The 25,244-nt window shown below is 56.2% G+C and carries 25 protein-coding genes; 7 read left to right on the top strand and 18 right to left on the bottom strand.

Annotated features, from left to right (window positions below; translation table 11 throughout):
* Positions 1–128 precede the first annotated feature (128 nt).
* The 5 genes from sitA (at position 129) to mutS (ending at position 6,270) form a co-directional block, all read left to right on the top strand.
* A complete protein-coding gene (gene sitA / locus OGX81_RS09125; protein ID WP_047461652.1) occupies positions 129–1,046 on the top strand; it encodes an iron/manganese ABC transporter substrate-binding protein SitA in 918 nt (305 codons plus the stop codon).
* On the top strand, positions 1,043–1,864 hold the full coding sequence (sitB, locus tag OGX81_RS09120; RefSeq protein ID WP_104868268.1) for an iron/manganese ABC transporter ATP-binding protein SitB: 822 nt from the start codon (positions 1,043–1,045) through the stop codon (positions 1,862–1,864). The genes sitA and sitB overlap by 4 nt, the downstream gene beginning before the upstream one ends.
* Positions 1,861–2,721 (top strand): iron/manganese ABC transporter permease subunit SitC, encoded by an 861-nt coding sequence (gene sitC, locus OGX81_RS09115; protein WP_012134848.1) that lies wholly within the window; start codon positions 1,861–1,863, stop codon positions 2,719–2,721. Before sitB ends, sitC begins: the two co-directional genes overlap by 4 nt.
* Entirely contained in the window at positions 2,712–3,560 is an 849-nt protein-coding gene (gene sitD, locus OGX81_RS09110; RefSeq protein WP_104868267.1) for an iron/manganese ABC transporter permease subunit SitD, read from the top strand. Before sitC ends, sitD begins: the two co-directional genes overlap by 10 nt.
* A 148-nt stretch (positions 3,561–3,708) precedes the next feature.
* Entirely contained in the window at positions 3,709–6,270 is a 2,562-nt protein-coding gene (gene mutS, locus OGX81_RS09105; RefSeq protein WP_012134851.1) for a DNA mismatch repair protein MutS, read from the top strand.
* Between the two features lie 96 nt (positions 6,271–6,366).
* On the opposite strand, the gene OGX81_RS09100 is transcribed toward mutS, so the two are convergent.
* Genes OGX81_RS09100 through OGX81_RS09090 form a run of 3 tightly spaced genes read right to left on the bottom strand, consistent with a single transcriptional unit; the run spans position 6,367 to position 8,634 of the window.
* Complete coding sequence (locus OGX81_RS09100) at positions 6,367–6,603, bottom strand: non-oxidative hydroxyarylic acid decarboxylases subunit D (RefSeq protein WP_104868266.1); 237 nt, start codon at positions 6,601–6,603, stop codon at positions 6,367–6,369.
* A 10-nt stretch (positions 6,604–6,613) separates the two neighbouring features.
* Entirely contained in the window at positions 6,614–8,041 is a 1,428-nt protein-coding gene (locus OGX81_RS09095) for a non-oxidative hydroxyarylic acid decarboxylases subunit C (protein ID WP_071257925.1), read from the bottom strand.
* Positions 8,041–8,634, bottom strand: coding sequence for a non-oxidative hydroxyarylic acid decarboxylases subunit B (locus tag OGX81_RS09090; protein WP_071257924.1), 594 nt, complete (start codon positions 8,632–8,634; stop codon positions 8,041–8,043). Before OGX81_RS09090 ends, OGX81_RS09095 begins: the two co-directional genes overlap by 1 nt.
* Before the next feature lie 168 nt (positions 8,635–8,802).
* On the opposite strand from OGX81_RS09090, the gene OGX81_RS09085 reads away from it, so the two are divergent.
* Positions 8,803–9,207 carry a MarR family winged helix-turn-helix transcriptional regulator gene (locus OGX81_RS09085; protein ID WP_104868265.1) on the top strand — a complete coding sequence of 135 codons (405 nt, stop codon included), beginning with the start codon at positions 8,803–8,805 and terminating at the stop codon, positions 9,205–9,207.
* Positions 9,208–9,357: 150 nt separating this feature from the next.
* Here the strand turns inward: OGX81_RS09085 and rpoS are convergent, their stop codons facing one another.
* From rpoS to cysD, 12 genes are all read right to left on the bottom strand, one after another.
* Positions 9,358–10,350, bottom strand: a complete 993-nt coding sequence (gene rpoS / locus OGX81_RS09080; protein ID WP_000081498.1) for an RNA polymerase sigma factor RpoS — start codon at positions 10,348–10,350, stop codon at positions 9,358–9,360.
* Between the two features lie 62 nt (positions 10,351–10,412).
* Positions 10,413–11,540 carry a murein hydrolase activator NlpD gene (gene nlpD, locus OGX81_RS09075; RefSeq protein ID WP_104868264.1) on the bottom strand — a complete coding sequence of 376 codons (1,128 nt, stop codon included), beginning with the start codon at positions 11,538–11,540 and terminating at the stop codon, positions 10,413–10,415.
* Between the two features lie 138 nt (positions 11,541–11,678).
* Positions 11,679–12,305 carry a protein-L-isoaspartate O-methyltransferase gene (gene pcm / locus OGX81_RS09070; RefSeq protein ID WP_012134859.1) on the bottom strand — a complete coding sequence of 209 codons (627 nt, stop codon included), beginning with the start codon at positions 12,303–12,305 and terminating at the stop codon, positions 11,679–11,681.
* Positions 12,299–13,060, bottom strand: a complete 762-nt coding sequence (surE, locus tag OGX81_RS09065; RefSeq protein WP_012134860.1) for a 5'/3'-nucleotidase SurE — start codon at positions 13,058–13,060, stop codon at positions 12,299–12,301. The genes pcm and surE overlap by 7 nt, the downstream gene beginning before the upstream one ends.
* Positions 13,041–14,090 (bottom strand): tRNA pseudouridine(13) synthase TruD, encoded by a 1,050-nt coding sequence (truD, locus tag OGX81_RS09060; protein WP_047461633.1) that lies wholly within the window; start codon positions 14,088–14,090, stop codon positions 13,041–13,043. Before truD ends, surE begins: the two co-directional genes overlap by 20 nt.
* Positions 14,087–14,566, bottom strand: a complete 480-nt coding sequence (gene ispF, locus OGX81_RS09055) for a 2-C-methyl-D-erythritol 2,4-cyclodiphosphate synthase (protein WP_104869109.1) — start codon at positions 14,564–14,566, stop codon at positions 14,087–14,089. Before ispF ends, truD begins: the two co-directional genes overlap by 4 nt.
* A 139-nt stretch (positions 14,567–14,705) precedes the next feature.
* Positions 14,706–15,401 (bottom strand): 2-C-methyl-D-erythritol 4-phosphate cytidylyltransferase, encoded by a 696-nt coding sequence (gene ispD / locus OGX81_RS09050; RefSeq protein WP_012134863.1) that lies wholly within the window; start codon positions 15,399–15,401, stop codon positions 14,706–14,708.
* A gap of 18 nt (positions 15,402–15,419) precedes the next feature.
* The gene (gene ftsB / locus OGX81_RS09045; protein WP_012134864.1) at positions 15,420–15,731 is read right to left on the bottom strand and encodes a cell division protein FtsB; all 312 of its coding nucleotides are present in this window, start codon (positions 15,729–15,731) and stop codon (positions 15,420–15,422) included.
* Between the two features lie 191 nt (positions 15,732–15,922).
* The gene (locus tag OGX81_RS09040; RefSeq protein ID WP_012134865.1) at positions 15,923–16,246 is read right to left on the bottom strand and encodes a DUF3561 family protein; all 324 of its coding nucleotides are present in this window, start codon (positions 16,244–16,246) and stop codon (positions 15,923–15,925) included.
* 49 nt (positions 16,247–16,295) lie between these two features.
* Positions 16,296–16,901, bottom strand: a complete 606-nt coding sequence (cysC, locus tag OGX81_RS09035) for an adenylyl-sulfate kinase (protein ID WP_104868263.1) — start codon at positions 16,899–16,901, stop codon at positions 16,296–16,298.
* Positions 16,901–18,328 (bottom strand): sulfate adenylyltransferase subunit CysN, encoded by a 1,428-nt coding sequence (gene cysN / locus OGX81_RS09030; protein ID WP_104868262.1) that lies wholly within the window; start codon positions 18,326–18,328, stop codon positions 16,901–16,903. Before cysN ends, cysC begins: the two co-directional genes overlap by 1 nt.
* A 9-nt stretch (positions 18,329–18,337) precedes the next feature.
* On the bottom strand, positions 18,338–19,246 hold the full coding sequence (cysD, locus tag OGX81_RS09025; protein WP_047461624.1) for a sulfate adenylyltransferase subunit CysD: 909 nt from the start codon (positions 19,244–19,246) through the stop codon (positions 18,338–18,340).
* A 253-nt stretch (positions 19,247–19,499) separates the two neighbouring features.
* Here cysD and OGX81_RS09020 point away from each other — a divergent pair, with 253 nt between their 5' ends.
* Positions 19,500–20,543: an aminopeptidase gene (locus OGX81_RS09020; RefSeq protein ID WP_104868261.1), complete on the top strand. Its 1,044-nt coding sequence runs from the start codon at positions 19,500–19,502 to the stop codon at positions 20,541–20,543.
* Positions 20,544–20,788: 245 nt separating this feature from the next.
* Here the strand turns inward: OGX81_RS09020 and cysH are convergent, their stop codons facing one another.
* The 3 genes from cysH to cysJ all read right to left on the bottom strand — a co-directional run bounded on the left by cysH (position 20,789) and on the right by cysJ (position 25,142).
* The gene (gene cysH / locus OGX81_RS09015) at positions 20,789–21,523 is read right to left on the bottom strand and encodes a phosphoadenosine phosphosulfate reductase (protein WP_012134870.1); all 735 of its coding nucleotides are present in this window, start codon (positions 21,521–21,523) and stop codon (positions 20,789–20,791) included.
* 101 nt (positions 21,524–21,624) lie between these two features.
* Complete coding sequence (gene cysI, locus OGX81_RS09010) at positions 21,625–23,337, bottom strand: assimilatory sulfite reductase (NADPH) hemoprotein subunit (protein WP_104868259.1); 1,713 nt, start codon at positions 23,335–23,337, stop codon at positions 21,625–21,627.
* Positions 23,337–25,142, bottom strand: a complete 1,806-nt coding sequence (gene cysJ / locus OGX81_RS09005; RefSeq protein ID WP_104868258.1) for an NADPH-dependent assimilatory sulfite reductase flavoprotein subunit — start codon at positions 25,140–25,142, stop codon at positions 23,337–23,339. Before cysJ ends, cysI begins: the two co-directional genes overlap by 1 nt.
* Positions 25,143–25,244 lie beyond the last annotated feature (102 nt).

The following is a 25,244-nucleotide window of genomic DNA, read 5'->3' as shown; positions in this document are numbered from 1 at the left end:
CCTAAGGTGACACATCCTTAGCGCTCTACGTAAATAAGAATTATTTTCATTTATCTATGCCTTGTGCTATATAACATAGCAAAGGCTATATTCGATGAATAATTAACCGCATTATGATGAGGGATACTATGCCGCACTTGCTCCGTCTGAAATCCATTCTCCTTGCCAGCGCGCTGGCGATGCTTGCGCTGTCGCCTGCTTATGCAAAAGATAAATTTAAGGTCATCACAACGTTTACCGTCATCGCCGACATGGCGAAAAACGTAGCGGGCGATGCGGCGGACGTCAGTTCAATCACGAAGCCTGGCGCGGAGATCCACGAGTATCAGCCGACGCCCGGCGACATTAAGCGGGCGCAGGGCGCGCAGCTGATCCTCTCTAACGGCCTGAACCTGGAGCTGTGGTTCGCCCGGTTCTACCAGCACTTATCCGGCGTGCCGGAAGTTACGGTATCCAACGGCGTGAAGCCGATGGGCATTACCGAAGGACCGTATAACGGCAAACCCAACCCGCACGCCTGGATGTCGGCGGAAAATGCGCTGATTTACGTGGATAACATTCGCGATGCGCTGGTGAAATACGATCCAGATAACGCCGCAACGTACCAGAAAAACGCCGAAAACTATAAAGCCCAAATCCGCCAGACGCTCGATCCACTACGCGACGCGCTGGCGAAGATTCCTGCCGACAAGCGCTGGCTGGTGACCAGTGAAGGCGCATTTTCCTATCTGGCGCGCGATAACGACCTGAAAGAGCTGTACCTCTGGCCGATCAACGCCGATCAGCAAGGCACGCCTAAACAGGTACGCAAAGTGATCGACGCGATCAGGGAACATCACATCCCGGCGGTGTTCAGCGAAAGTACCGTTTCCGATAAACCAGCCCGCCAGGTCGCGCGTGAATCCGGCGCGCACTACGGTGGTGTGCTATATGTTGATTCTCTGAGCGCTGCCGACGGTCCGGTGCCGACGTATCTGGATCTGCTGCGCGTCACAACTGAAACCATCGTCAGCGGCATCACTGACGGGCTGAGGAGCCAGAAATGAGTCAATCTGCGATTACCGTTGATCGCGTCACGGTGACATATCGCAATGGTCACACTGCCCTGCGGGACACGACGTTTCAGGTGCCTGGCGGCTCGATTGCCGCGCTGGTTGGCGTCAACGGTTCAGGGAAATCGACGCTGTTTAAAGCATTGATGGGGTTTGTCCAACTGGCGAAGGGAGAAATCGCCATCCTGCAACAGCCCGTCAACAAAGCGTTGAAACAGAATCTGATCGCCTATGTCCCGCAATCTGAAGAGGTGGACTGGTCGTTTCCGGTACTGGTGGAAGATGTGGTGATGATGGGGCGCTACGGCCATATGGGGTGGCTGCGCCGCCCCAGCGCGCGCGATCGTGAAAGCGTGGACGCTGCGCTGACGCGGGTGGACATGCTGGAATATCGCTATCGGCAGATTGGCGAGCTTTCCGGCGGGCAGAAAAAACGCGTCTTTCTGGCCAGAGCCATCGCCCAGGACGGGCAGGTTATTCTTCTGGATGAGCCTTTTACCGGCGTTGACGTGAAAACCGAAGCCCGCATTATTGCCCTGTTGCGCGAGCTGCGCGATGAAGGCCGCACCATGTTGGTTTCAACGCATAACCTCGGCTCGGTAACGGAGTTTTGCGATTACACGGTGATGATCAAAGGCACCGTGCTGGCGAGCGGCCCGACGGAAACCACCTTCACCGCTGAAAACCTCGAACTGGCGTTCAGCGGCGTATTGCGTCATGTGGCGCTGAGCGGCGGCGAGGAGCATATCATCACCGACGACGAGCGCCCCTTTATCTCACGGCGCGCGGCAGGCGGAGGAGAATCATCATGAACTGGCTTGTGGAACCGTTCGGCTACCAGTACATGCTCAACGCCATGTGGGTCTCGGCAATGGTCGGCGGCCTGTGCGCCTTTCTCTCCTGCTATCTGATGCTTAAAGGCTGGTCGCTGATTGGCGACGCGCTTTCCCACTCCATCGTCCCCGGCGTGGCGGGCGCGTATATGCTGGGGCTGCCCTTCTCTCTCGGCGCGTTTCTCTCCGGCGGCCTGGCGGCGGGCAGCATGCTTTTTCTCAACCAGCGTTCACGCCTGAAGGAAGACGCGATTATCGGTCTTATCTTCTCCTCTTTCTTTGGCATCGGGCTGTTTATGGTTTCGCTCAATCCGATGTCGGTCAACATCCAGACCATTATCCTCGGCAACGTGCTGGCTATTGCGCCGGAAGATATTCTGCAACTGGCGATCATCGGTACGGTCTCTCTGGTGATTTTGCTGCTGAAGTGGAAAGATCTGATGGTGACTTTTTTCGACGAAAACCATGCGCGATCGATTGGGCTTAACCCCGCCCGGCTGAAGCTGCTGTTTTTCACGTTGCTGTCGGTCTCCACCGTCGCCGCTCTGCAAACCGTCGGCGCTTTTCTGGTGATCTGTCTGGTGGTCACGCCTGGCGCCACCGCCTGGCTGCTGACCGATCGTTTTCCACGCCTGTTAACCATCGCCGTCGCCATCGGCAGCCTGACCAGCTTTTTCGGCGCCTGGCTCAGCTATTGGCTGGATGGTGCGACCGGCGGGATCATCGTCGTCCTGCAAACGCTATTGTTTCTGCTGGCGTTTATCTTCGCCCCGAAACACGGCCTGCTTGCCAACCGCCGTCGTGCGCGCCTGAATAAGGAGACCCCATGCGCTTAACCGCCTTACTGGAACCCTTCCAGTTTGATTTTATGATCAACGCGCTCATGGTCTCGGCAATTGTGGCGATCCCCTGCGCGTTATTGTCGGTGTTTCTGGTGCTGAAAGGCTGGGCGTTAATGGGCGACGCCATGAGTCACGCCGTGTTCCCCGGCATTGTGCTGGCCTATATCGCCGGTATTCCGCTGGCCATCGGCGCGTTTATTGCCGGGCTATTCTGCGCGGTTGCCACCGGCTATCTCGACGATAACAGCCGCATTAAGCGCGATACCATCATGGGAATCGTCTTCTCAGGAATGTTTGGCGCAGGGCTGGTGCTGTACGTTTCTATCCAGTCTGAAGTCCATCTGGATCATATTCTGTTCGGCGATATGCTGGGCGTGTCCATCAGCGATATTCTGCAAACGGCGCTGATTGCGCTGGGTATTGCGCTGATTATCGGGCTAAAATGGAAAGATTTTTTACTGCATGCCTTCGATCCGCACCAGGCAAAAGCCAGCGGCCTTAATACCTCCCTGCTGCATTATGGTCTGTTGTGCATGATCGCGTTGACCATCGTCGCAACGCTGAAATCGGTGGGGATTATTCTTTCCATCTCGCTGTTAATCGCCCCTGGCGCGATTGCGATTTTGCTGACGCGGCGTTTTGCCCGCGCGCTGATGCTGGCGGTCACGCTGTCGGTCGTCACCTCTTTTCTCGGCGTTTATCTGTCGTTTTTCCTCGACAGCGCCCCTGCGCCAACCATCGTAGTATTGTTCACTGCGATCTTCATCGTGGCATTTATTTACGCTACGTTGCGGGAGCGGCGTTCCGAAATGTGGCTCAAACAGCAGTTATAAAAATCAGAAACGGAATAAGGATCGATAAGTCGTCCATCGCTGCTTTCCCTGAAATGCGTATCTCCGTTATCATGTGCCCCTTATGTGATAACAACGAAAAGAAAAAGCATCGCAATCCATTTAAAATCAGGGAACTGGACACGACTCCATGAGTACAATCGATAATCTCGACGCCCATACCCCCATGATGCAGCAGTATCTCAAGCTGAAAGCCCAGCACCCGGAGATCCTGCTGTTTTACCGCATGGGCGATTTTTACGAACTGTTTTACGACGATGCACGCCGCGCCTCGCAATTACTCGATATTTCGCTGACCAAACGCGGCGCATCGGCGGGCGAACCGATTCCGATGGCGGGCATCCCGCATCACGCCGTCGAAAACTACCTTGCGAAGCTGGTCAATCAAGGGGAGTCCGTCGCAATCTGTGAACAGATTGGCGATCCGGCCACCAGCAAAGGCCCGGTTGAACGTAAGGTCGTGCGCATCGTTACGCCTGGCACTATCAGCGATGAAGCGCTGTTGCAGGAGCGCCAGGACAACCTGCTGGCCGCCATCTGGCAGGACAGCAAAGGCTACGGTTACGCCACGCTGGACATCAGCTCCGGGCGTTTTCGCTTAAGCGAACCGGTTGACCGTGAAACGATGGCCGCAGAATTACAGCGCACTAACCCGGCAGAACTGCTGTACGCCGAAGATTTTGCCGAAATGGCGCTGATCGACGGCCGCCGTGGTTTACGCCGTCGCCCGCTGTGGGAATTTGAAATCGATACCGCTCGCCAGCAGCTAAACCTGCAATTTGGTACACGGGACCTGATCGGCTTTGGCGTAGAGAACGCACCACGCGGACTGTGCGCCGCAGGCTGTCTGTTGCAGTACGTCAAAGACACCCAGCGCACTTCACTGCCACACATTCGCTCCATTACGATGGAACGCCAGCAGGACAGCATCATTATGGATGCCGCCACGCGCCGCAACCTGGAGATCACCCAGAACCTGGCGGGCGGCGTGGACAATACGCTGGCTTCGGTGCTCGACTGCACCGTCACGCCAATGGGCAGCCGTATGCTCAAACGCTGGCTGCATATGCCGGTGCGCGACACGAAAACCCTGATCGAACGTCAGCAGACCATTGGCGCGTTGCAGGATGTGACCAGTGAATTGCAACCGGTGCTGCGTCAGGTGGGCGACCTGGAGCGTATCCTCGCCCGTCTGGCCTTGCGTACCGCCCGACCACGCGATCTCGCCCGTATGCGTCACGCCTTCCAGCAGTTACCGGAACTGCGCGCACAGCTTGAAACCGTAACCAGCGCCCCCGTGCAGAACCTGCGCGAGAAAATGGGCGAGTTTACCGAACTGCGCGATCTGCTGGAACGCGCCATTATCGATGCGCCGCCGGTTCTGGTGCGCGACGGCGGCGTTATTGCGCCGGGCTACAACGAAGAACTGGACGAATGGCGCGCGCTGGCTGACGGGGCGACCGACTATCTCGATCGTCTGGAAATACGCGAGCGTGAACGTACCGGGCTGGATACGCTGAAAGTCGGCTTTAACGCCGTACACGGTTATTACATCCAGATCAGCCGTGGGCAAAGCCACCTGGCGCCCATTAACTACGTCCGCCGTCAGACGCTGAAAAACGCCGAGCGCTACATTATTCCCGAGCTGAAAGAGTACGAAGACAAAGTTCTGACCTCTAAAGGCAAAGCGCTGGCGCTGGAAAAACAGCTTTATGACGAGCTGTTCGATCTGCTGCTCCCTCACCTGGCAGAGCTGCAACAGAGCGCCAATGCGCTGGCTGAGCTGGACGTGCTGGTCAACCTGGCTGAACGCGCGTATACGCTGAATTATACCTGTCCGACTTTTAGCGATAAGCCCGGCATTCGTATTACCGAAGGTCGCCATCCGGTTGTCGAGCAGGTGCTGAACGAGCCGTTTATCGCCAACCCGCTGAACCTTTCCCCGCAGCGCCGAATGTTGATTATCACCGGGCCGAACATGGGGGGTAAAAGCACCTATATGCGTCAGACCGCGCTGATTGCGCTGCTGGCGTATATTGGCAGCTACGTGCCAGCGCAAAGCGTTGAGATTGGCCCGATTGACCGCATCTTTACCCGCGTAGGCGCGGCGGACGATCTGGCTTCCGGTCGTTCAACCTTCATGGTCGAGATGACCGAAACCGCCAATATTTTGCACAACGCGACCGAAAACAGTCTGGTTTTGATGGACGAAATCGGGCGCGGCACATCAACCTATGACGGCCTGTCGCTGGCGTGGGCGTGTGCGGAAAATCTGGCGAATAAGATCAAAGCGTTGACGCTGTTCGCCACCCACTACTTCGAACTGACGCAGTTGCCGGAGAAAATGGAAGGCGTCGCGAATGTGCATCTGGACGCGCTGGAGCACGGCGATACCATCGCCTTTATGCACAGCGTGCAGGACGGGGCGGCAAGCAAGAGTTACGGTCTGGCGGTAGCTGCGCTGGCGGGCGTGCCGAAAGAGGTGATCAAACGCGCGCGGCAAAAGCTGCGCGAGTTGGAAAGCCTCTCGCCGAATGCCGCCGCGACCCAGGTGGATGGTACGCAGATGTCGCTGCTGTCGGTTGCGGAAGAGACCTCTCCTGCCGTTGAAGCGCTGGAGAACCTCGACCCTGACTCTCTGACGCCACGCCAGGCGCTGGAGTGGATCTACCGGTTGAAGAGTCTGGTGTAAATCAGAAACGCCCGGTGGCGCTACGCTTACCGGGCCTACAAGAAGCATCGCAATACGTAGGCCGGATAAGGCGCCAGCCGCCATCCGGCTTTTTTATTAACGCTTATCTTCCGCCAGCAGCGGTGGAATGCCCGGCACCATCGGCGCTTGATCAATATCTTTCTGCGTCATGCGAAACGCTTGCGGGTAATGTTCACGGCTGGTACGGCGTAGCGGCTCGGTATCACGCCAGGTGTACAGACAATGCTGGCACTGATACACCGTCCAGATCCCTTTGACCGGAGAGGTCGCCATCAATTCAATATGTTCATCAGTGCAACGTGGACAAATCATCTGCTACTCCTTATTTACGGTTGGCCAGCATGGCAGTCAGCTTTTCAGCCCAGGCTTTGGTTTCCGGTAAATCACATACCGGCTGGCTGTAGTGGCCGCGATTATCCGGCGCAACCGGCGTTGTGGCGTCGATGATCAGTTTGTCAGTGATCCCCGCCGGGCTTGAGCCTGGGTCCAGTTCCAGCACCGACATGTTCGGCAGCTGCACCAGATCGCCTGCCGGGTTGACCTTCGACGACAGCGCCCACATCACCTGCGGCAGGTTGAACGGATCGACATCCTCATCAACCATAATCACCATCTTCACATAGCCCAGACCGTGCGGCGTGGTCATTGCCCGCAGGCCGACCGCGCGGGCAAACCCGCCGTAGCGTTTTTTGGTTGAGATAATCGCCAGCAGACCGTGGGTATACATGGCGTTAACCGCCTGCACTTCCGGGAACTCCGCTTTCAACTGCTGATACAGCGGCACACAGGTCGCTGGCCCCATCAGGTAGTCGATTTCAGTCCACGGCATCCCGAGGTAGAGCGATTCAAAAATCGGTTTAGTGCGATAAGACACTTTGTCGATGCGCACTACCGTCATATTGCGCCCACCAGAATAGTGGCCGGTAAACTCGCCAAACGGCCCTTCAATTTCACGCTTACGGCTTTCGATCACCCCTTCAAGGATCACTTCTGAACCCCACGGCACATCAAAGCCGGTCAGCGGCGCGGTGGCGATCGGATATGGGCTTTCGCGCAGCGCGCCCGCCATTTCATACTCAGACTGATCGTATTTCAGCGGCGTGGCGCCCATCAGAGTGATGATCGGATCGTTACCGAGCGTAATAGCAATCGGCAGATCTTCGCCACGCTCTTCCGCCTTATGCAGATGCAGCGCGATATCGTGCATTGGCACCGGTTGCAGGCCCAGCTTGCGCTTGCCTTTCACTTCCATCCTGTAAATACCCACATTCTGCTTGCCGAAGTGATCCGGGTCGAGCGGATCGCGGGAGACGACACAGGCTTTATCCAGATAGAAGCCGCCATCGCCATCGTTGAGGCGAAACAGCGGCAGAATATCAAACAGGTTGATCGCCTCGCCATCAACGGTGTTTTCCGCCCACGCCGGGTTGACACGGCGCTCGGGGGCGACGGGGAACGTGTCCCAGCGGCGGATAAATTCATCAATTTGCTTTTTTACTGGCGTATTAGGCGGCAAGCCTAAAGAGATGGCATGGTTCTGCCAGGAGCCAATAGTGTTCATCGCCACGCGCGCATCCGTGAAGCCACGGATATTGTCGAACCACAGCGCCGGCGCTCCGTCGCCAATGCGCCCGGTTGCGTTAGCCGCAGCAGCCAGATCCGGCTCTGCATTCACTTCTTCACTGATTTTCAGCAGTTGCCCCTGCTCGTCGAGCGCCTGCAAAAAGCTGCGTAAGTCATCAAATGCCATTATTCATTCTCCTGTGAAAAATTCTGCGCCTGCTGCAACCCCTGCCAGCGCCGGGCACGCGGATGCTCCAGACCAAACTGATCCAGCACACGCGCCACAATATGCTGCGTAATATCATCAATGGTTTGCGGATGGTTGTAGAAAGCAGGCATGGGCGGCACCATCGCGACCCCCATGCGAGAAAGGGCGAGCATGTTTTCCAGATGGATCGTGCTGAGCGGCATTTCACGCGGCACCAGCACCAGTTTGCGCCCTTCTTTCAGCACCACATCGGCGGCACGGCCAACTAACCCCTCGGCATATCCTGCGCGAATCCCCGCCAGCGTTTTCATACTGCAAGGAATAATGATCATGCCGTCGGTGCGAAATGAGCCGGAAGAGATCGTCGCCGCCTGATCCGCCGGGTTATGGCAGTAATCAGCCAGTCCGGCAACATCTCGCGCACTGTAAGGCGTTTCCAGCTCAATGGTCGTTTTGGCCCACTTAGACATTACCAGGTGTGTTTCTACTGTCGGCATTTGCCGCAGCGCCTGTAGCAACGCAATGCCTAGCGGCGCCCCCGTTGCGCCAGTCATCCCCACAATCAGTCTCATTCATCACTCCATTTTTGTTCGTATACGAACGTTTTAGATAAAATACGCTACCCGGAATACCTGGACAAGCTTCATTCCCCATAGCCGCACGGAGAGCTAAAAGATTGAGCATTATAAAAATTGCTACAACCCGTTATGATAGCAACAGATATTTTGCCAGGAGCGCACATGGAGTTACGAAACACAGCGTTTCATCTGTTACGTCAGCTTTTTCAACAGCATACGTCCCGCTGGCAGCACGAATTACCGGAACTGACCAAGCCACAGTATGCGGTAATGCGCGCTATTGCTGAGCATCCAGGCATTGAGCAGATTGCCCTAATGGAGGCGGCGGTCAGTACAAAAGCGACGCTGGCGGAGATGCTAAGCCGAATGGAAAGCCGGGGACTGGTGACGCGGGAAAGCGATCCACAAGATAAACGCCGCCGCTTTGTTTATCTCACTGGCGAAGGAGAAACGCTGCTGACCGGCGCCATACCGTTGGGGGATCGTGTGGATGATGAATTTTTAGGGCGCCTGAGCGACGATGAGCGTGAGCAGTTCACGCAGCTGGTGCGCAAGATGATGGGGTAAAGTCAGCCTGGGATATTTTTGTCGGCCCGATAAGCAAAGCGCCATCGGGCAATAAGTGCCGGATGACGGCTACGCCTTATCCGGCCTACGAACTGACGGCCAAAGAAAAAGGCCAGTCTCACGACTGGCCTTTTTTTGACGAATAATCACTTACTCACGGAACAGCGCTTCGATATTCAGCCCCTGAGTCTGCAAAATTTCGCGCAGACGACGCAGGCCTTCAACCTGAATCTGACGAACACGTTCACGGGTGAGACCAATTTCACGCCCCACATCTTCCAGTGTCGCCGCTTCATACCCCAGCAGACCGAAACGACGTGCCAGCACTTCACGCTGTTTGGCGTTCAGTTCGAACAGCCATTTGACGATACTCTGTTTCATATCATCATCTTGCGTGGTGTCTTCCGGGCCGTTCTCTTTTTCATCGGCCAGGATATCCAGCAACGCTTTTTCGGAATCACCACCCAGCGGGGTGTCTACCGAGGTTATGCGCTCGTTGAGACGAAGCATACGGCTGACGTCATCAACCGGTTTATCCAGTTGCTCTGCTATCTCTTCCGCGCTCGGTTCGTGGTCCAGTTTATGCGACAACTCTCGTGCGGTACGCAGATAGACGTTCAGCTCTTTAACAATGTGAATCGGCAGTCGAATCGTACGGGTTTGGTTCATAATGGCCCGTTCGATCGTCTGGCGAATCCACCAGGTAGCGTATGTTGAGAAACGGAACCCACGTTCAGGGTCAAACTTCTCGACGGCACGGATAAGCCCCAGATTGCCCTCTTCAATCAGGTCCAGCAACGCCAGTCCACGATTGCCATAACGGCGGGCAATTTTTACCACCAGACGCAAGTTACTCTCAATCATGCGACGGCGAGAGGCAACATCTCCACGCAGTGCGCGACGCGCAAAATAAACTTCTTCTTCGGCCGTTAACAGTGGCGAATAACCAATCTCACCAAGGTAAAGCTGAGTCGCGTCCAACACACGCTGTGTGGCCCCTTGCGATAACAGCTCCTCTTCAGCCAGGTCGTTATCACTGGGTTCCTCTTCACTCAAGGCTTTTTCGTCAAAAGCCTCTACTCCGTTCTCATCAAATTCCGCGTCTTCATTTAAATCATGAACTTTCAGCGTATTCTGACTCATAAGGTGGCTCCTACCCGTGATCCCTGGACGGAACTAGCAAGTGCAAGCCTGGTTCCGCCGAATTATCGCTGCGGTAAATAGCGCAGCGGGTTTACGGATTTCCCCTTGTAACGAATTTCAAAATGCAAGCGTGTAGAACTGGTTCCGGTGCTACCCATGGTAGCGATTTTTTGCCCCGCCTTAACTTCTTGTTGTTCCCGGACCAGCATCGTATCGTTATGGGCGTAGGCACTCAGGTAATCATCGTTGTGTTTGATGATAATAAGATTACCGTAACCGCGCAGCGCGTTACCGGCATATACGACGCGTCCATCTGCGGTCGCGACAATAGCCTGTCCTTTACTGCCTGCAATGTCGATCCCTTTGTTGCCACCTTCGGTAGCCGCGAAGTTTTCGATCACTTTGCCTTCAGTCGGCCAGCGCCATGTGGAGATTGGCGAACTGGTTGACGTACTGCTTGCAGTCGGTTCGGTTGTGCTCGCTGTTGGTGCCGTTACAGGCGCTGTGACCACGGTCCCAGCAGGCTTGTTGTTCGGCAACATTTTATTAGCACTTTGTTCACCTGAATCCTCAGAATACGTAATTGTCGGTTTCGACGCAACTACAACGGTGGAATTTTGTGCAGGTTTGGTCACAACTCCTTGCTCTACTGCATCCGCCTGCGTAATCGCGTTGCCGCCGGTAATTGGCGTGCCTGAGGCATTGCCGACCTGGAGCGTTTGCCCCACATTCAGGCCGTATGGGGCCGGAACGTTGTTACGCTGAGCAAGGTCGCGGAAATCGTTCCCGGTGATCCAGGCGATATAAAAAAGCGTGTCGCCTTTTTTAACGGTGTATGTGCTGCCGCCGGTGTAGCTGCCTTTCGGAATGTTCCCATACTGGCGGTTGTACACGATACGGCCATTTTCCATTTGCACAGGCTGCTCAGCGACCGGCTGGATCTGCCGGGACTGGGCAACCGGTTGAACAGGCTGCACGGGCTGAATCTGCGGCGTTTGTTGCGCCGTTGTCCCCATTTTGGGCGGCGGCGTGATCAGCATCCCGGAGCTGGTGCTCGACGGGGTATTACCATTAACTGAGCTTACCGGCGCAGGAGGATTCGAAGAATTGGAACAACCTGCCAGCCATAGCGAAACCAGCGACAATGCCGCAATGCGGCTAACGGTGAATTTTGGGCTTCCCGCGCTCATTTATCCCCCAGGAAAAATTTGGTTAACAACCAGTGACGTAATAACCGTGCAAGGCATCGGCCTGGACGCTGGAAACGTCCCCACAATACGCTTACCCTTTATAAAATAACCAGGAAAAATCCGGGTATTAAAGGATGCTTAAGCGAGTTCGCCTTTCACTAAAGGCACAAAGCGGACGGCCTCCACGGTATCGATAATAAATTCGCCTCCCCGGCGACGCACCCGTTTCAAGAACTGATGCTCCTCACCCACGGGTAAAACGAGAATCCCGCCTTCATCCAGTTGCGTCATTAACGCCGTCGGAATTTCCGGCGGAGCTGCCGTCACGATGATGGCGTCAAACGGGGCGCGAGCCTGCCAACCTTGCCATCCATCGCCATGACGAGTTGAAACATTGTGTAAATCAAGCTGTTTCAGGCGACGACGCGCCTGCCATTGCAGCCCTTTAATGCGCTCCACCGAGCACACATGCTGTACCAGATGCGCGAGAATCGCCGTCTGATACCCGGAGCCAGTGCCGATCTCCAGCACTCTGGATTGCGGCGTCAGCTCAAGCAATTCTGTCATTCGCGCCACCATATAGGGCTGCGAAATGGTCTGCCCCTGGCCAATCGGCAAAGCGATATTGTCCCAGGCTTTATGTTCAAACGCTTCATCAATGAATTTTTCACGCGGGACGGCGGCAAGCGCATCCAGCACTTGCTCATCTTTGATGCCCTGAGCGCGCAATTGTTCAAGAAGAGTGTGTACGCGTCTGCTTACCATTGCGCGTCAACTCCCACGCTGTCTAACCAGTCCGAAACCACATCATGCGCGCTATACGCCGTTAAATCCACATGCAGCGGGGTAACGGAGACATAGCCCTCATCCACCGCTGCAAAATCGGTGTCCGGCCCGGCGTCGCATTTGCCGCCCGGCGGGCCGATCCAGTACAGCGTGTTGCCGCGCGGGTCCTGCTGTGGAATAACCTGATCGGCCGGATGGCGGCTGCCGCAGCGGGTTACGCGAATGCCTTTGATTTGATCCAGCGGCAGATCCGGGACATTGATATTCAGAATGCGTCCGGTACGCAGCGGCTCCCGACGTAATGCACGCAAAATAGAGCAGGTTACCGCTGCCGCCGTCTCATAGTGCTGATGGCCGTCAAGCGATACCGCCAGCGCGGGAAAACCCAGGTGACGGCCCTCCATCGCTGCGGCGACGGTCCCGGAATAGATGACATCATCGCCCAGATTGGGGCCCGCGTTAATGCCTGAAACCACAATATCCGGGCGCGGACGCATCAGCGCGTTCACGCCCAGGTAGACGCAGTCGGTCGGTGTGCCCATCTGCACGGCGATATCGCCGTTATCAAAGGTAAAGGTACGAAGCGAGGATTCCAGCGTCAGCGAGTTTGACGCGCCACTGCGGTTACGATCCGGGGCGACGACCTGTACGTCAGCAAACTCACGCAGCGCTTTCGCCAGCGTTTGTATACCGGGCGCGTGGACCCCATCATCGTTACTCAGCAATATGCGCATAATCACCCATTGTGTTAATCAGTTCCCTTACGACGCTGGTGGCGAAACTGCCTGCCGGTAGCCAGAAGCGCAGCTCAACGGTGACGTCATCCCACCAGTTCCAGCGTAATTGTTGCGGATAGAGCAGCATCGCCCTGCGCGCCGCTTCAACCTTTTCGCGTAGCAGTAACGATTGCAGTTCGCCCTCATCCGCAATGGCAGCCTCTTCAAACGCCAGCGCGTCGCGCAGGGTTCCCCACTCGCCGCTACCGGGAAGCGCCGCCGTAATCATCAGTTCTTTTTCGTCAACGCGACGCTGCAATTCCGCCTGTTCTTCCTGCGTGGCCACAAACCAGCTCCCGCGCCCCGCTAATTGTAGCGCATCGCCATCAACAACTTGATTAAAGTCTGGTTTTTTCACGCGTTCGTTGACGATCTGATTAAACAACGCACTGCGGGCCGCCGACAACCAAAAACTGCGTTTATTGCGATCGCGCACCGGCGCATTGCTTTGCGCCCAGCGCAGCGCGCCTTGCAGGTTGCTGCCGCCAATACCGAATCGCTGCGCGCCAAAATAGTTTGGTACGCCGCGCGTATTGATGGCCTGTAGCCGGGCTTCGACATCATCACGATGGCTGACTTCACGCAGCACCAGCGTAAACGCGTTGCCCTTCAGCGCGCCTAAACGCAGCTTACGTTTGTGACGCGCGTACTCCAGCACTTTACAGCCTTCAATCTGGAATGCGCTCAGGTCTGGCATCTCTTTGCCCGGCACGCGCGCGCACAGCCACTGTTCAGTGACGGCATGCTTGTCTTTCTGCCCAGCAAAGCTCACTTCACGGGCATGAATTTTAAGGAATTTCGCCAGCGCATCGGCCACAAAACGGGTGTTACAACCGTTTTTCAGAATGCGAACCAGAATATGTTCGCCTTCGCCATCTGGCTCAAAACCTAAATCTTCAACCACCACAAAATCTTCCGGGTTCGCTTTAAGCAGCCCGCTGCCCTGCGGCTTTCCGTGGAGGTACGTCAGGTTTTCAAACTCGGTCATTTCGCGGCCTTAATCAGTAGCGCCACCGCTTCGCAGGCAATCCCTTCCCCACGCCCGGTGAACCCGAGTTTCTCCGTGGTGGTCGCCTTGACGTTGACATCATCCATATGACAACCAAGATCTTCCGCGATAAACACGCGCATTTGCGGGATATGCGGCAGCATCTTCGGCGCCTGGGCGATAATGGTCACGTCCACGTTACCAAGGGTATAGCCTTTGGCCTGAATGCGTCGCCATGCTTCCCGCAGCAATTCGCGGCTGTCCACGCCTTTAAAGGCCGGATCGGTATCCGGGAAAAGTTTGCCGATATCGCCAAGCGCCGCCGCGCCGAGCAGCGCATCGGTCAGCGCATGCAGCGCCACGTCGCCATCAGAATGCGCCAGCAGCCCTTTATCATACGGGATGCGCACGCCACCAATGATAATTGGGCCTTCTCCGCCAAAAGCGTGTACGTCAAAACCGTGTCCGATTCGCATCATGCATTCTCCTGATATACACATCATCCTTCAAGCTGCCTCTTTGTTGGCTGCCTTTGTTCACCCCAGTCACTTACTTATGTAAGCTCCTGGGGATGCACTCAATTGCCGCCTCGATGCAGCCTGAATGATTTTGTGTCTAGATTGTTCGGGTCAGATAAAATTCCGCAAGCGCCAGATCTTCCGGGCGGGTGACTTTTATATTATCAGCCCGGCCTTCAACCAGTTGGGGATGAAAACCACAATACTCCAGCGCGGACGCCTCATCGGTAATGGTCGCGCCTTCGTTCAGCGCACGGCTCAGGCAATCGTGCAGCAGCTCGCGTGGGAAGAATTGCGGCGTTAACGCGTGCCACAGGTCGGTACGCTCTACGGTATGCGCAATGGCGGCTTTACCCGGCTCGGCGCGTTTCATGGTGTCGCGTACCGGAGCGGCGAGGATTCCACCCGTGCGGCTGGTTTCGCTAAGCGAGAGCAGGCGCGCCAGGTCATCCTGATGCAGACAAGGCCGGGCGGCGTCATGCACCAGCACCCACTGCGCGTCACCGGCCGCCCGTAAGCCTGCCAGTACGGAATCGGCGCGCTCGTCGCCCCCGTCCACGACGGTGACCTGCGGATGTTGCGCCAGAGGAAGTTCGGCGAAGCGGCTGTCGCCAGGGCTGATTGCGATAACGACGCGCGTCACCCGGGGATGCGCCAGCAGCGCATGCACCGAGTGTTCAAGAATGGTTTTATTGCCAATAGAGAGATATTGCTTAGGACATTCCGTTTGCATTCGGCGGCCAAATCCGGCAGCCGGTACCACAGCGCAAACGTCCAATAAAGTGGCTGCCATGTCATTTCCTGGGCTGATTTATCGATTAGTTTGCCCCGCAGCCTGAGCACGTTTAGACGCGTCAGGCACCAGACGGTAAAAAGTTTCGCCCGGTTTGGTCATGCTGAGTTCATTACGCGCGCGCTCCTCGATCGCTTCCTGGCCGCCATTGAGATCGTCAATTTCGGCGAAAAGCTGATCGTTACGCGCTTTAAGTTTCGCATTCGTAGCTTGCTGCGCAGCCACATCATCGTTGACGCGGCTGTAGTCATGTATGCCGTTCTTACCGAACCACAGCGAATACTGCAACCAGACCAGTAAAGTCAGCAGCAGCAGCGTTAGTTTACCCATCCTGCCCCCTGAAAAACGGCACCATCATCCCATAACTTTCCCAGAGACTCTACTCTGAGGCGGGAATGCCGCGACAACGCGGGCAAATGTACCACATTTATCCGCCGATCCGCATATCTCGTGCAGGGAGAACATAATCTTATTGTTGGTTACGGTTTGAATTATGGCCGTCATGAAAAGGGAGGGCTGACCTACCCCAACAGCCACATGAAGAGCGCGCCAAACATCGCGCCTACCGTTAATAGCGTAGCCGTAATGCTGTAGAACAGTTTGCCGCTCATGATTGAATGCAGGGCCACGCCGACCACAACCGCAACGGGCATGAGCGCCAGGAAAAAGGGCCAGGTATAGAGGAAGAAAAACAGCGTGTTAGGGCCATAGATGAGAAAGGGAATTCCCAACGCCAGCAGCCACGAGGCAAAACCGACCACGGCGCCCGGCAGTGACCAGGTTGTGTCGTCGTCGGTCGTGAGGGCATCTGACCTTGTGATAGTAATGTTATGGCTATTACGCATATCGAATCCTGTAACCTTGACTCACCGGGCATACAAGCCCGGCGGTGTCTCAGGATCTGATAATATCGCCCTGTCTCAGTAGATCTAATAATTGGGCAACCAAATTTGTTACTAATTGTTCACCATCCAGATGAACTTCAGGCGATTCAGGCGTTTCATATACCGAATCAATGCCGGTGAAATTACGCAGTTCACCCGCCCTGGCCTTCTTGTACAGCCCTTTAGGATCACGCGCTTCACAGGTTGCCAGCGGCGTATCGACAAAAACCTCGATAAACCGCCCCTCCCCGATGCGCTCGCGCACCATCTGCCGCTCCGCGCGATGCGGCGAAATAAACGCCGTCAGCACCACCAGCCCGGCATCCACCATCAGGTTCGCAACCTCCCCCACCCGACGGATATTCTCTTTACGGTCTGCGTCGCTAAAGCCAAGATCGCTGCACAGGCCGTGACGGACATTATCGCCATCCAGCAGCCAGGTGCTGACGCCCAGCTTATGCAGGGCCTCTTCCAGCGCGCCTGCAACCGTTGATTTCCCCGAACCGGAAAGTCCCGTAAACCAGACCACAGCCCCTTTATGCCCATGCAGCGCTTCACGATCTTCGCGCGTCACCGCATGGGCATGCCAGACGACGTTTTCGTCATGCAGCGCCATTACTTGCCTCCCAGCAAATCACGCGCGCCCCAGTGCGGGAAGTGGCGACGGATCAGCGCGTTCAGTTCCAGCTCAAAATCGCTGAACCCGGAAGGCGTCGCGGCGGTGCGCTCAATAGGCTCACGCACCAGCCCCGCGCCAACGGTCACGTTGGACAGCCGGTCGATGATGATTAACCCGCCAGTGACCGGGTTCTGCTGGTATGTATCCAGCACTAACGGTTCGTCAAAAGTCAGTTCGACCAGGCCGATACCGTTCAACGGCAGGCTTTCCACCTCGCGCTGGGTCAGGTTGTTGATATCAACCTGATGGCGAATGGCATCGACGCGCGCACGGGTCTTTTTACCGGCAATCTTGATGTCATAACTCTGCCCGGCCGATAGCGGTTGTTCCGCCATCCATACCACATCAACGGCGGCGCTCTGTACGGCTGGCAGGTTTTCGCCTGCATCCAGCAACAGATCGCCACGGCTGATGTCAATTTCATCTTTCAGCACCAGCGTAATCGCTTCACCGGCGTGCGCCTCTTGCAGATCGCCATCAAAGGTGACGATGCGCGCCACGTTGGATTCAACGCCGGACGGCAGAACTTTGACACGCTGCCCGACCTTCACGCTGCCGGAGGCCAGCGTTCCGGCATAACCACGGAAATCGAGGTTCGGACGGTTCACATACTGTACCGGGAAGCGCATCGGCTGGGTGTCAACAACCCGCTGGATCTCAACCGTCTCCAGCACTTCCAGCAGCGTCGGGCCGTTGTACCACGGCATACTGGCGCTCTGGGTCGCGACGTTATCCCCTTCCAGCGCAGAGAGCGGCACAAAGCGGATGTCCAGGTTCCCCGGCAGCTGCCCGGCAAACGTCAGGTAGTCTTCGCGAATACGGGCGAACGTCTCCTCGCTGAACCCCACCAGATCCATCTTGTTGATCGCCACCACCAGGTGCTTAATGCCCAGCAGCGTAGAGATAAAACTGTGGCGGCGGGTCTGATCCAGCACGCCTTTGCGGGCGTCGATCAGCAGGATCGCCAGATCGCAGGTCGATGCGCCGGTCGCCATGTTACGCGTGTACTGCTCGTGCCCTGGCGTGTCGGCAATAATAAATTTGCGTTTCTCGGTCGAGAAATAGCGGTATGCCACATCAATGGTAATTCCCTGCTCGCGCTCAGCCTGCAACCCGTCGACCAGCAGCGCCAGATCGAGTTTTTCACCCTGCGTGCCATGACGCTTACTGTCGTTATGCAGCGACGAGAGCTGATCTTCATAAATCTGACGCGTATCGTGCAGCAGTCGGCCAATCAGCGTGCTTTTACCGTCATCGACGCTGCCGCAGGTCAAGAAACGCAGCAGGCTTTTGTGTTGCTGGGCAACCATCCAGGCTTCGACGCCGCCTTCATTAGCGATTTGTTGTGCAAGTGTGGTGTTCATGGCGGCTCCTTAGAAATACCCCTGACGTTTCTTCAGCTCCATTGAGCCCGCCTGGTCGCGGTCAATCACGCGCCCCTGACGTTCACTGGTGGTCGAGACCAGCATCTCTTCAATAATTTCCGGCAGCGTCTGCGCGCTGGATTCCACCGCCCCCGTGAGTGGCCAGCAGCCGAGGGTACGGAAACGCACCATGCGTTTTTTGATCACCTCGCCGGGTTGCAGGTCAATACGATCGTCATCGATCATCATCAGCATGCCGTCGCGCTCCAGCACCGGGCGCTCAGCGGCCAGGTACAGCGGCACGATCTCGATGTTTTCCAGCCAGATGTACTGCCAGATATCCTGTTCGGTCCAGTTAGAGAGCGGGAAAACGCGGATGCTTTCGCCTTTGTTAATCTGCCCGTTATAGTTGTGCCATAGCTCCGGGCGCTGGTTTTTCGGGTCCCAGCGGTGAAAGCGGTCGCGGAAGGAGTAAATACGCTCTTTGGCGCGCGACTTCTCTTCGTCGCGGCGCGCGCCGCCGAACGCGGCATCAAAGCCATATTTATCCAACGCCTGTTTCAACCCTTCGGTTTTCATAATATCGGTGTGTTTAGCGCTGCCGTGAACGAACGGGTTAATCCCCATCGCCACCCCTTCCGGGTTTTTATGCACCAGCAGTTCACAACCGTAGGCCTTTGCGGTGCGATCGCGGAATTCGTACATCTCACGAAACTTCCAGCCGGTATCAACGTGCAGCAGCGGAAACGGCAACGAGCCTGGATAAAACGCTTTACGCGCCAGATGCAGCATGACGCTGGAATCTTTACCGATGGAATACATCATCACCGGATTAGAAAATTCGGCGGCCACCTCGCGAATGATATGGATGCTTTCCGCTTCCAGCTGCCGCAGGTGGGTGAGTCGTTTTTGGTCCATAACCGTTCCTTTGCAATACCGCTATTTTGCTAAACATTCAGATAACACGACTATAGGGAGCGCAGGAGAACGAATGAAATTACGAATTGGAATGAGTAGTTCCTCAAAGGAATAACGATTTGAGAAAGCAAATATCAAAAAGTGCTTAACCCACCGAATTTAGGGCATTTCAGAGCAAATGAAATTGTTTTACGGCAATCACGGTTTCATACTAAGCGGGTAAAAATTTCTGCTCTGTATTTAAGGACTCACTATGTTTTCCGCATCGCGCCTCCGTGCAGCGCTCCTGGCGCTCGGCGTATGCTTTATCCTTCCCGCGCAGGCAACGTCACCGAAGCCTGGCGATATCGCCACTATTCAGGCACGACACATTGCAACATTCTTTCCCGGCAGAATGACCGGAACACCGGCGGAGATGCTCTCTGCCGATTATTTACGTCAGCAATTTGAGCAGATGGGATATCGCAGCGATATCCGAACATTTAATAGCCGCTATATTTATACCGCCAGGAATAATCGCAAGAACTGGCATAACGTGACGGGCAGTACCGTTATTGCGGCGCATGAAGGGAAAGCGCCGCAACAAATTATTATTATGGCGCACCTGGATACCTATGCGCCGCTGAGCGATGCCGATACCGACGCCAATCTCGGCGGTTTAACCTTGCAGGGCATTGACGATAACGCCGCCGGGCTGGGCGTGATGCTGGAACTGGCTGAACGCCTGAAAGACATCCCGACGCAGTACGGCATCCGCTTTATCGCCACCAGCGGTGAAGAAGAGGGAAAACTGGGCGCAGAAAACCTGCTTAAGCGGATGAGCGCCGCTGAGAAGAAAAATACGCTGCTGGTCATTAACCTTGATAACCTGATTGTCGGCGACAAACTCTACTTCAACAGCGGGCAGCAAACGCCGGAAGCCGTACGCAAACTGACGCGCGACCGGGCGCTGGCGATTGCGCGCAGCCACGGTATCGCCGCCGCGACCAATCCGGGTCTGAACAAGGATTACCCGAAAGGCACAGGCTGCTGCAACGACGCCGAAGTCTTCGATAAAGCCGGTATTTCCGTGCTGTCGGTTGAGGCCACCAACTGGAATCTGGGGAAAAAAGACGGCTATCAGCAGCGTACGAAAACGCCTTCATTCCCGGCCGGAAACAGCTGGCACGATGTGCGTCTGGATAACCAACAGCACATCGACAAGGCGCTACCAGGAAGAATTGAACACCGCAGTCGCGATGTCGTGCGCATCATGTTGCCGCTGGTAAAAGAACTGGCGAAAGCCGGTAAAGCCTGATGTGTCGCCCGGTGGCGGCTACGCCTTACCGGGCCTACAGAGCTGCACTTGCCGGATGGCGGCGTAAACGCCTTATCCGGCCTACAGACACTGTCTGGTAGACCTGATAAGCGTAGCGCCATCAGGCAAAACAATCACCCTTCGTGCTGTCTGGTAGGCCTGATAAGCGCAGCACCATCAGGCAAAACAATCACCCTTCGTGCTGTCTGGTAGGCCTGATAAGCGCAGCGCCATCAGGCAAACAATCACCCTTCGTGCAGCCCGCACTCGCGCTTCAGCCCGAAGAATCGCGTCTCTTCTTCCGCCATGCCGGGCTCCCATTTACGGGTGGTGTGGGTATCGCCAACCGACAGATAGCCCTGATCCCATAGCGGATGGTATTTCAGACCGTGTTTTTGCAGATACTGGTACACCGTCCGGTTATCCCAGTCGATGATGGGCAGCACTTTAAAAACGCCGCGCTGAATCGCCAGCACTGGCAGATGTGCCCGGCTCCCGGATTGTTCGCGGCGCAGGCCAGCAAACCACGTTTGCGCGTTAAGCTCTTTTAACGCCCGGTTCATCGGCTCGACTTTGTTGATGTCATTGTATTTCTCAATGCCCTCAACGCCTTGCTCCCACAGTTTACCGTAGCGGGCTTCCTGCCAGGCCGCGCTTTCCGTCGCACGGTAGACTTTCAGGTTCAGATTCAGCTTTTCCGTCAGCTCATCAATAAACTGGTAGGTTTCCGGGAACAGATAGCCGGTATCGGTCAGGATAACCGGAATATCCGGGCGAACCTGGTTAACCAGATGCAGGCTGACCGCCGCCTGAATACCAAAGCTCGACGAGAGCACGTATTCACCGGGTAGATTCTCCAGCGCCCACGCCACGCGTCCTTCAGCATCCTGCTTTTCCAGCTGCGCGTTGGTTTCAGCCAGCGCCATGACGCGCTCGACTTTCGGCAATTCATTCAGGGCGTTTAGATCGAGTACGGACATAAGTTCCTCACTGTTTGCCTTGCCTGATGGCGCTGCGCTTATCAGGCCTACCGTCTACGTAGGCCTGATAAGGCATTTATGCCGCCATCCGGCGATGCACGTTATTCCCAGAAATCCCGGGCGGGATCGAGCACCGGGCGAATGATGCCCGCACGCACCGTAAAGTCGCCGAAGCCTTCACCCGCTTCGCGCTCTTTCACCCAGCGCCCAATCAGTTCATCCAGCGACGCCAGAATTTCCGGCTCGGTAATGTTCTCTTTGAACATACGCGGGATACGCGTTCCGATGCGATTGCCGCCCAGATGCAGGTTATAACGACCCGGCGCTTTCCCCACCAGGCCGACTTCCGCCAGCATGGCGCGTCCGCAGCCATTTGGGCAGCCCGTCACGCGCAGCACGATGTGCTCATCGCTCACGCCGTGGTGGGTCATCAACGCGTCCACTTTATCGACGAAGGTCGGCAGGAAACGCTCCGCTTCCGCCATCGCCAGCGGGCAGGTCGGGAACGATACGCAGGCCATCGAGTTTTCACGCTGCGACGTGACCACATTCATCAGGCCGTGGTTGCGCGCCAGTTTTTCAATCTTCGCTTTCTGGTTTTCCGGCACGCCGGCAATGATCAGGTTCTGGTTGGCGGTAATACGGAATTCGCCCTTGTGGATCTTCGCGATCTCCAGCAGACCGGTTTTCAGCGGGCGCCCCGGATAATCCAGAATACGGCCATTCTCAATAAACAGCGTCAGGTGCCATTTGTTGTCGATGCCTTTCACCCAACCGATGCGATCGCCGCGCCCGGTAAATTCATACGGGCGGATCGGTTCAAATTTGATGCCTGCACGACGCTCGACTTCCGCCTTGAACGTCTCGACCCCAACACGCTCCAGAGTGTATTTGGTTTTGGCGTTTTTACGATCGGTGCGATTACCCCAGTCACGCTGAGTCGTCACCACCGCTTCCGCCACCGCCAGAGTATGCTCCAGCGGCAGATAGCCGAACTCGCTCGCGGTGCGGGCATACGTTTTCTTGTTCCCGTGCTCAATAGAAAGCCCGCCGCCGATCAGCAGGTTAAAGCCCACCAGCTTGCCGTTTTCCGCCACGGCGACAAAATTCATGTCGTTGGCATGCAGATCGATGTCGTTCTGCGGCGGGATCACCACGGTCGTTTTGAACTTACGCGGCAGATAGGTCTGGCCGAGGATCGGCTCCTCATCCGTTGTGGCGACCTTTTCCTGATCAAGCCAGATCTCCGCATAGGCGCGAGTACGCGGCAGCAAATGCTCGGAGATCTTTTTCGCCCACTCATAGGCTTCGGCATGCAGCTCAGACTCATACGGGTTAGAGGTGCACAACACGTTACGGTTCATGTCGTTGGCGGTCGCCAGCGCGTCCAGCCCAACGGAGTGCAGCATCTGATGTACCGGCTTCACGTTCTTTTTCAGAATGCCGTGGAACTGGAAGGTCTGACGGTTAGTCAGGCGAATGCTGCCGTAAATCGTATTTTCCGCAGCGAATTTATCAATCGCCTGCCACTGTCTGGTGGTAATAACCCCACCCGGCAGACGGCAACGCAGCAGCATCGCATGACGCGGCTCCAGCTTCTGCTCGGCGCGCTCGGCGCGAATGTCGCGGTCATCCTGCTGGTACATACCGTGAAAACGGATCAGCAGAAAGTTGTCGCCTTTAAAACCGCCGGTCAGGCCATCATTCAAATCTTCAGCAATGGTGCCGCGCAGGTAGTTGCTCTCAAGCTTCATGCGCTCGGCATCTGCCAGTTTACCTTCGACCACCAGTGGGCCTGGATGTTTTTCGCTCATTAGTAGACATCTCGCTGATAACGGCGCTCAACGCGCAGCTCACTTAAAAATTCATCCGCCGCTTCGGCATCCATACCGCCGAATTCGGCAATCACTTCCAGCAGTGCCTGCTCAACGTCTTTCGCCATGCGATTGGCGTCGCCACAGACATAAATGTGCGCGCCGTCATTAATCCAGCGCCACAGCTCTGCGCCCTGTTCGCGCAGTTTGTCTTGTACGTATATTTTTTCTTTTTGATCGCGGGACCAGGCCAGATCGATGCGGCTCAGGACGCCCTCTTTGACGTAGCGCTGCCATTCCACCTGGTAGAGGAAATCTTCGGTAAAGTGCGGGTTGCCAAAGAACAACCAGTTTTTACCCGGCGCTTCATCTGCCGCACGCTGCTGCATAAAGGCGCGGAAAGGGGCGATCCCGGTGCCTGGACCAATCATGATCACCGGTGTTTCCGGGTTGGCCGGCAGACGGAAATTATCGTTGTGTTCGATAAATACGCGCACTTCACCCTCTTCTTCCACGCGGTCGGCCAGGAAGCTTGATGCCCCGCCCGCCCGCGCCCGGCCTTCTATTTCATAACGCACGGCGCCTACGGTGATATGCACTTCGCTCTCGACTTCCGCCTGGGAAGAGGCTATCGAGTAAAGACGCGGCGTCAGCGGGCGCAGCAGCCCCACCAGCGCATCAGCATCCAGCTGAGCCGGAGAGAAACGCAGCATATCAACGACAGGCGTCGTCGCGGCGTAATGCTGCAACTGGGCTTTATCACCCACCAGCGGCAACAGCGATTCGCTGCGGGTCAGCGTGGCGTAGTTTTCCACGATATTGGCGGTGTTCACCGTCAGCTCAAAATGCCACTGCAAGGCTTCGGCAAGCGGCAGCACCTTACCGTTAACGGTAACCGGCTCCGTGCCTTTCAGCCAGACCAGTTCGACGATCTCTTTGACCAGTTCAGGATCGTTCTGATACCAGACGCCCAGGGCATCGCCCGGCTGATAACGCAGGCCGGAATCTCCCAGATCGATTTCGATATGGCGCACATCTTTTTCCGAGTCGCGGCCGGTGATTTTCTGATTGACGGCGAGCGAGGCGCTCAGCGGCGCTTCTTTGGTATAAGGGCTGGAATGCACGTCATTCACGGCCCCCGTTGCCGCGACAGCGACCTGCGCTGCCGATGCGCTCGGCGCACGCGCTTTCAGTACGTCAACAACGCGAGCCCTCCATTCTTGTGCCGCCGCCTGGTATTCCACATCCGCATCGACGCGATCGAGCAGACGCTCCCCCCCCAGTTCCGCCAGCTTGCTGTCGAAATCTTTACCCGCCTGGCAGAAAAATTCATAGGAGGTATCACCGAGGCCAAAGACGGCGAAGGCGGTGTTGTCGAGCTTCGGCGCTTTTTTAGAGAACAGAAACTTACGCAGCGCAACGGCTTCTTCCGGTGGCTCGCCTTCGCCCTGCGTGGACGCGACCACAACCAGCAGCTTTTCATTGGCGATCTGTTTGAATTTGTAGTCGCCCGCATTAACCAGCGTGACGCTCAGTTTCGCCGCCAGCAGGTCATCGCGCAGGGCTTCCGCCACGCGCCGCGCATTGCCGGTTTGCGATGCAGAAATAAGCGTAATACCCGGCATTTCAGCGACAGGCGCTGGCGTGGCGGCGAGCGTGCCCGGCTGCTGGTTCAGCATTCCCCAGAAATAGCCGGAAACCCAGGCAAGCTGGGTGGGAGAAAGATCGGTTGTGGCCGCCTGAAGGCGTGCCAGCTGCTCCGGGTTTAGCGGAAGCAAAGCGGATGGTGGGGCCTGTGTTGTCATGCGTCGTTATGTTCCAGTAGCAAAGCGGAATTTATGCAAAAAGACCAAACTAGCGATAAGGTTAACGGCGGGGATAATAACAATTAAAGAAGGGATGGAAAT

The organism is Citrobacter sp. CK206 (genome assembly GCF_030333125.1).
GTDB lineage: Bacteria > Pseudomonadota > Gammaproteobacteria > Enterobacterales > Enterobacteriaceae > Citrobacter_B > Citrobacter_B koseri.
This window is presented reverse-complemented; position numbering and strand designations above follow the sequence as displayed.

Excerpts from the sequence above, each read along its gene's own strand:
- sitA (WP_047461652.1), top strand. The coding sequence starts at position 129 with ATGCCGCACTTGCTCCGTCTGAAATCCATTCTCCTTGCCAGCGCGCTG.
- sitB (WP_104868268.1), top strand. The coding sequence starts at position 1,043 with ATGAGTCAATCTGCGATTACCGTTGATCGCGTCACGGTGACATATCGC.
- sitC (WP_012134848.1), top strand. The coding sequence starts at position 1,861 with ATGAACTGGCTTGTGGAACCGTTCGGCTACCAGTACATGCTCAACGCC.
- sitD (WP_104868267.1), top strand. The coding sequence starts at position 2,712 with ATGCGCTTAACCGCCTTACTGGAACCCTTCCAGTTTGATTTTATGATC.
- mutS (WP_012134851.1), top strand. The coding sequence starts at position 3,709 with ATGAGTACAATCGATAATCTCGACGCCCATACCCCCATGATGCAGCAG.
- OGX81_RS09100 (WP_104868266.1), bottom strand. The coding sequence starts at position 6,603 with ATGATTTGTCCACGTTGCACTGATGAACATATTGAATTGATGGCGACC.
- OGX81_RS09095 (WP_071257925.1), bottom strand. The coding sequence starts at position 8,041 with ATGGCATTTGATGACTTACGCAGCTTTTTGCAGGCGCTCGACGAGCAG.
- OGX81_RS09090 (WP_071257924.1), bottom strand. The coding sequence starts at position 8,634 with ATGAGACTGATTGTGGGGATGACTGGCGCAACGGGGGCGCCGCTAGGC.
- OGX81_RS09085 (WP_104868265.1), top strand. The coding sequence starts at position 8,803 with ATGGAGTTACGAAACACAGCGTTTCATCTGTTACGTCAGCTTTTTCAA.
- rpoS (WP_000081498.1), bottom strand. The coding sequence starts at position 10,350 with ATGAGTCAGAATACGCTGAAAGTTCATGATTTAAATGAAGACGCGGAA.
- nlpD (WP_104868264.1), bottom strand. The coding sequence starts at position 11,540 with ATGAGCGCGGGAAGCCCAAAATTCACCGTTAGCCGCATTGCGGCATTG.
- pcm (WP_012134859.1), bottom strand. The coding sequence starts at position 12,305 with ATGGTAAGCAGACGCGTACACACTCTTCTTGAACAATTGCGCGCTCAG.
- surE (WP_012134860.1), bottom strand. The coding sequence starts at position 13,060 with ATGCGCATATTGCTGAGTAACGATGATGGGGTCCACGCGCCCGGTATA.
- truD (WP_047461633.1), bottom strand. The coding sequence starts at position 14,090 with ATGACCGAGTTTGAAAACCTGACGTACCTCCACGGAAAGCCGCAGGGC.
- ispF (WP_104869109.1), bottom strand. The coding sequence starts at position 14,566 with ATGCGAATCGGACACGGTTTTGACGTACACGCTTTTGGCGGAGAAGGC.
- ispD (WP_012134863.1), bottom strand. The coding sequence starts at position 15,401 with ATGGCAGCCACTTTATTGGACGTTTGCGCTGTGGTACCGGCTGCCGGA.
- ftsB (WP_012134864.1), bottom strand. The coding sequence starts at position 15,731 with ATGGGTAAACTAACGCTGCTGCTGCTGACTTTACTGGTCTGGTTGCAG.
- OGX81_RS09040 (WP_012134865.1), bottom strand. The coding sequence starts at position 16,246 with ATGCGTAATAGCCATAACATTACTATCACAAGGTCAGATGCCCTCACG.
- cysC (WP_104868263.1), bottom strand. The coding sequence starts at position 16,901 with ATGGCGCTGCATGACGAAAACGTCGTCTGGCATGCCCATGCGGTGACG.
- cysN (WP_104868262.1), bottom strand. The coding sequence starts at position 18,328 with ATGAACACCACACTTGCACAACAAATCGCTAATGAAGGCGGCGTCGAA.
- cysD (WP_047461624.1), bottom strand. The coding sequence starts at position 19,246 with ATGGACCAAAAACGACTCACCCACCTGCGGCAGCTGGAAGCGGAAAGC.
- OGX81_RS09020 (WP_104868261.1), top strand. The coding sequence starts at position 19,500 with ATGTTTTCCGCATCGCGCCTCCGTGCAGCGCTCCTGGCGCTCGGCGTA.
- cysH (WP_012134870.1), bottom strand. The coding sequence starts at position 21,523 with ATGTCCGTACTCGATCTAAACGCCCTGAATGAATTGCCGAAAGTCGAG.
- cysI (WP_104868259.1), bottom strand. The coding sequence starts at position 23,337 with ATGAGCGAAAAACATCCAGGCCCACTGGTGGTCGAAGGTAAACTGGCA.
- cysJ (WP_104868258.1), bottom strand. The coding sequence starts at position 25,142 with ATGACAACACAGGCCCCACCATCCGCTTTGCTTCCGCTAAACCCGGAG.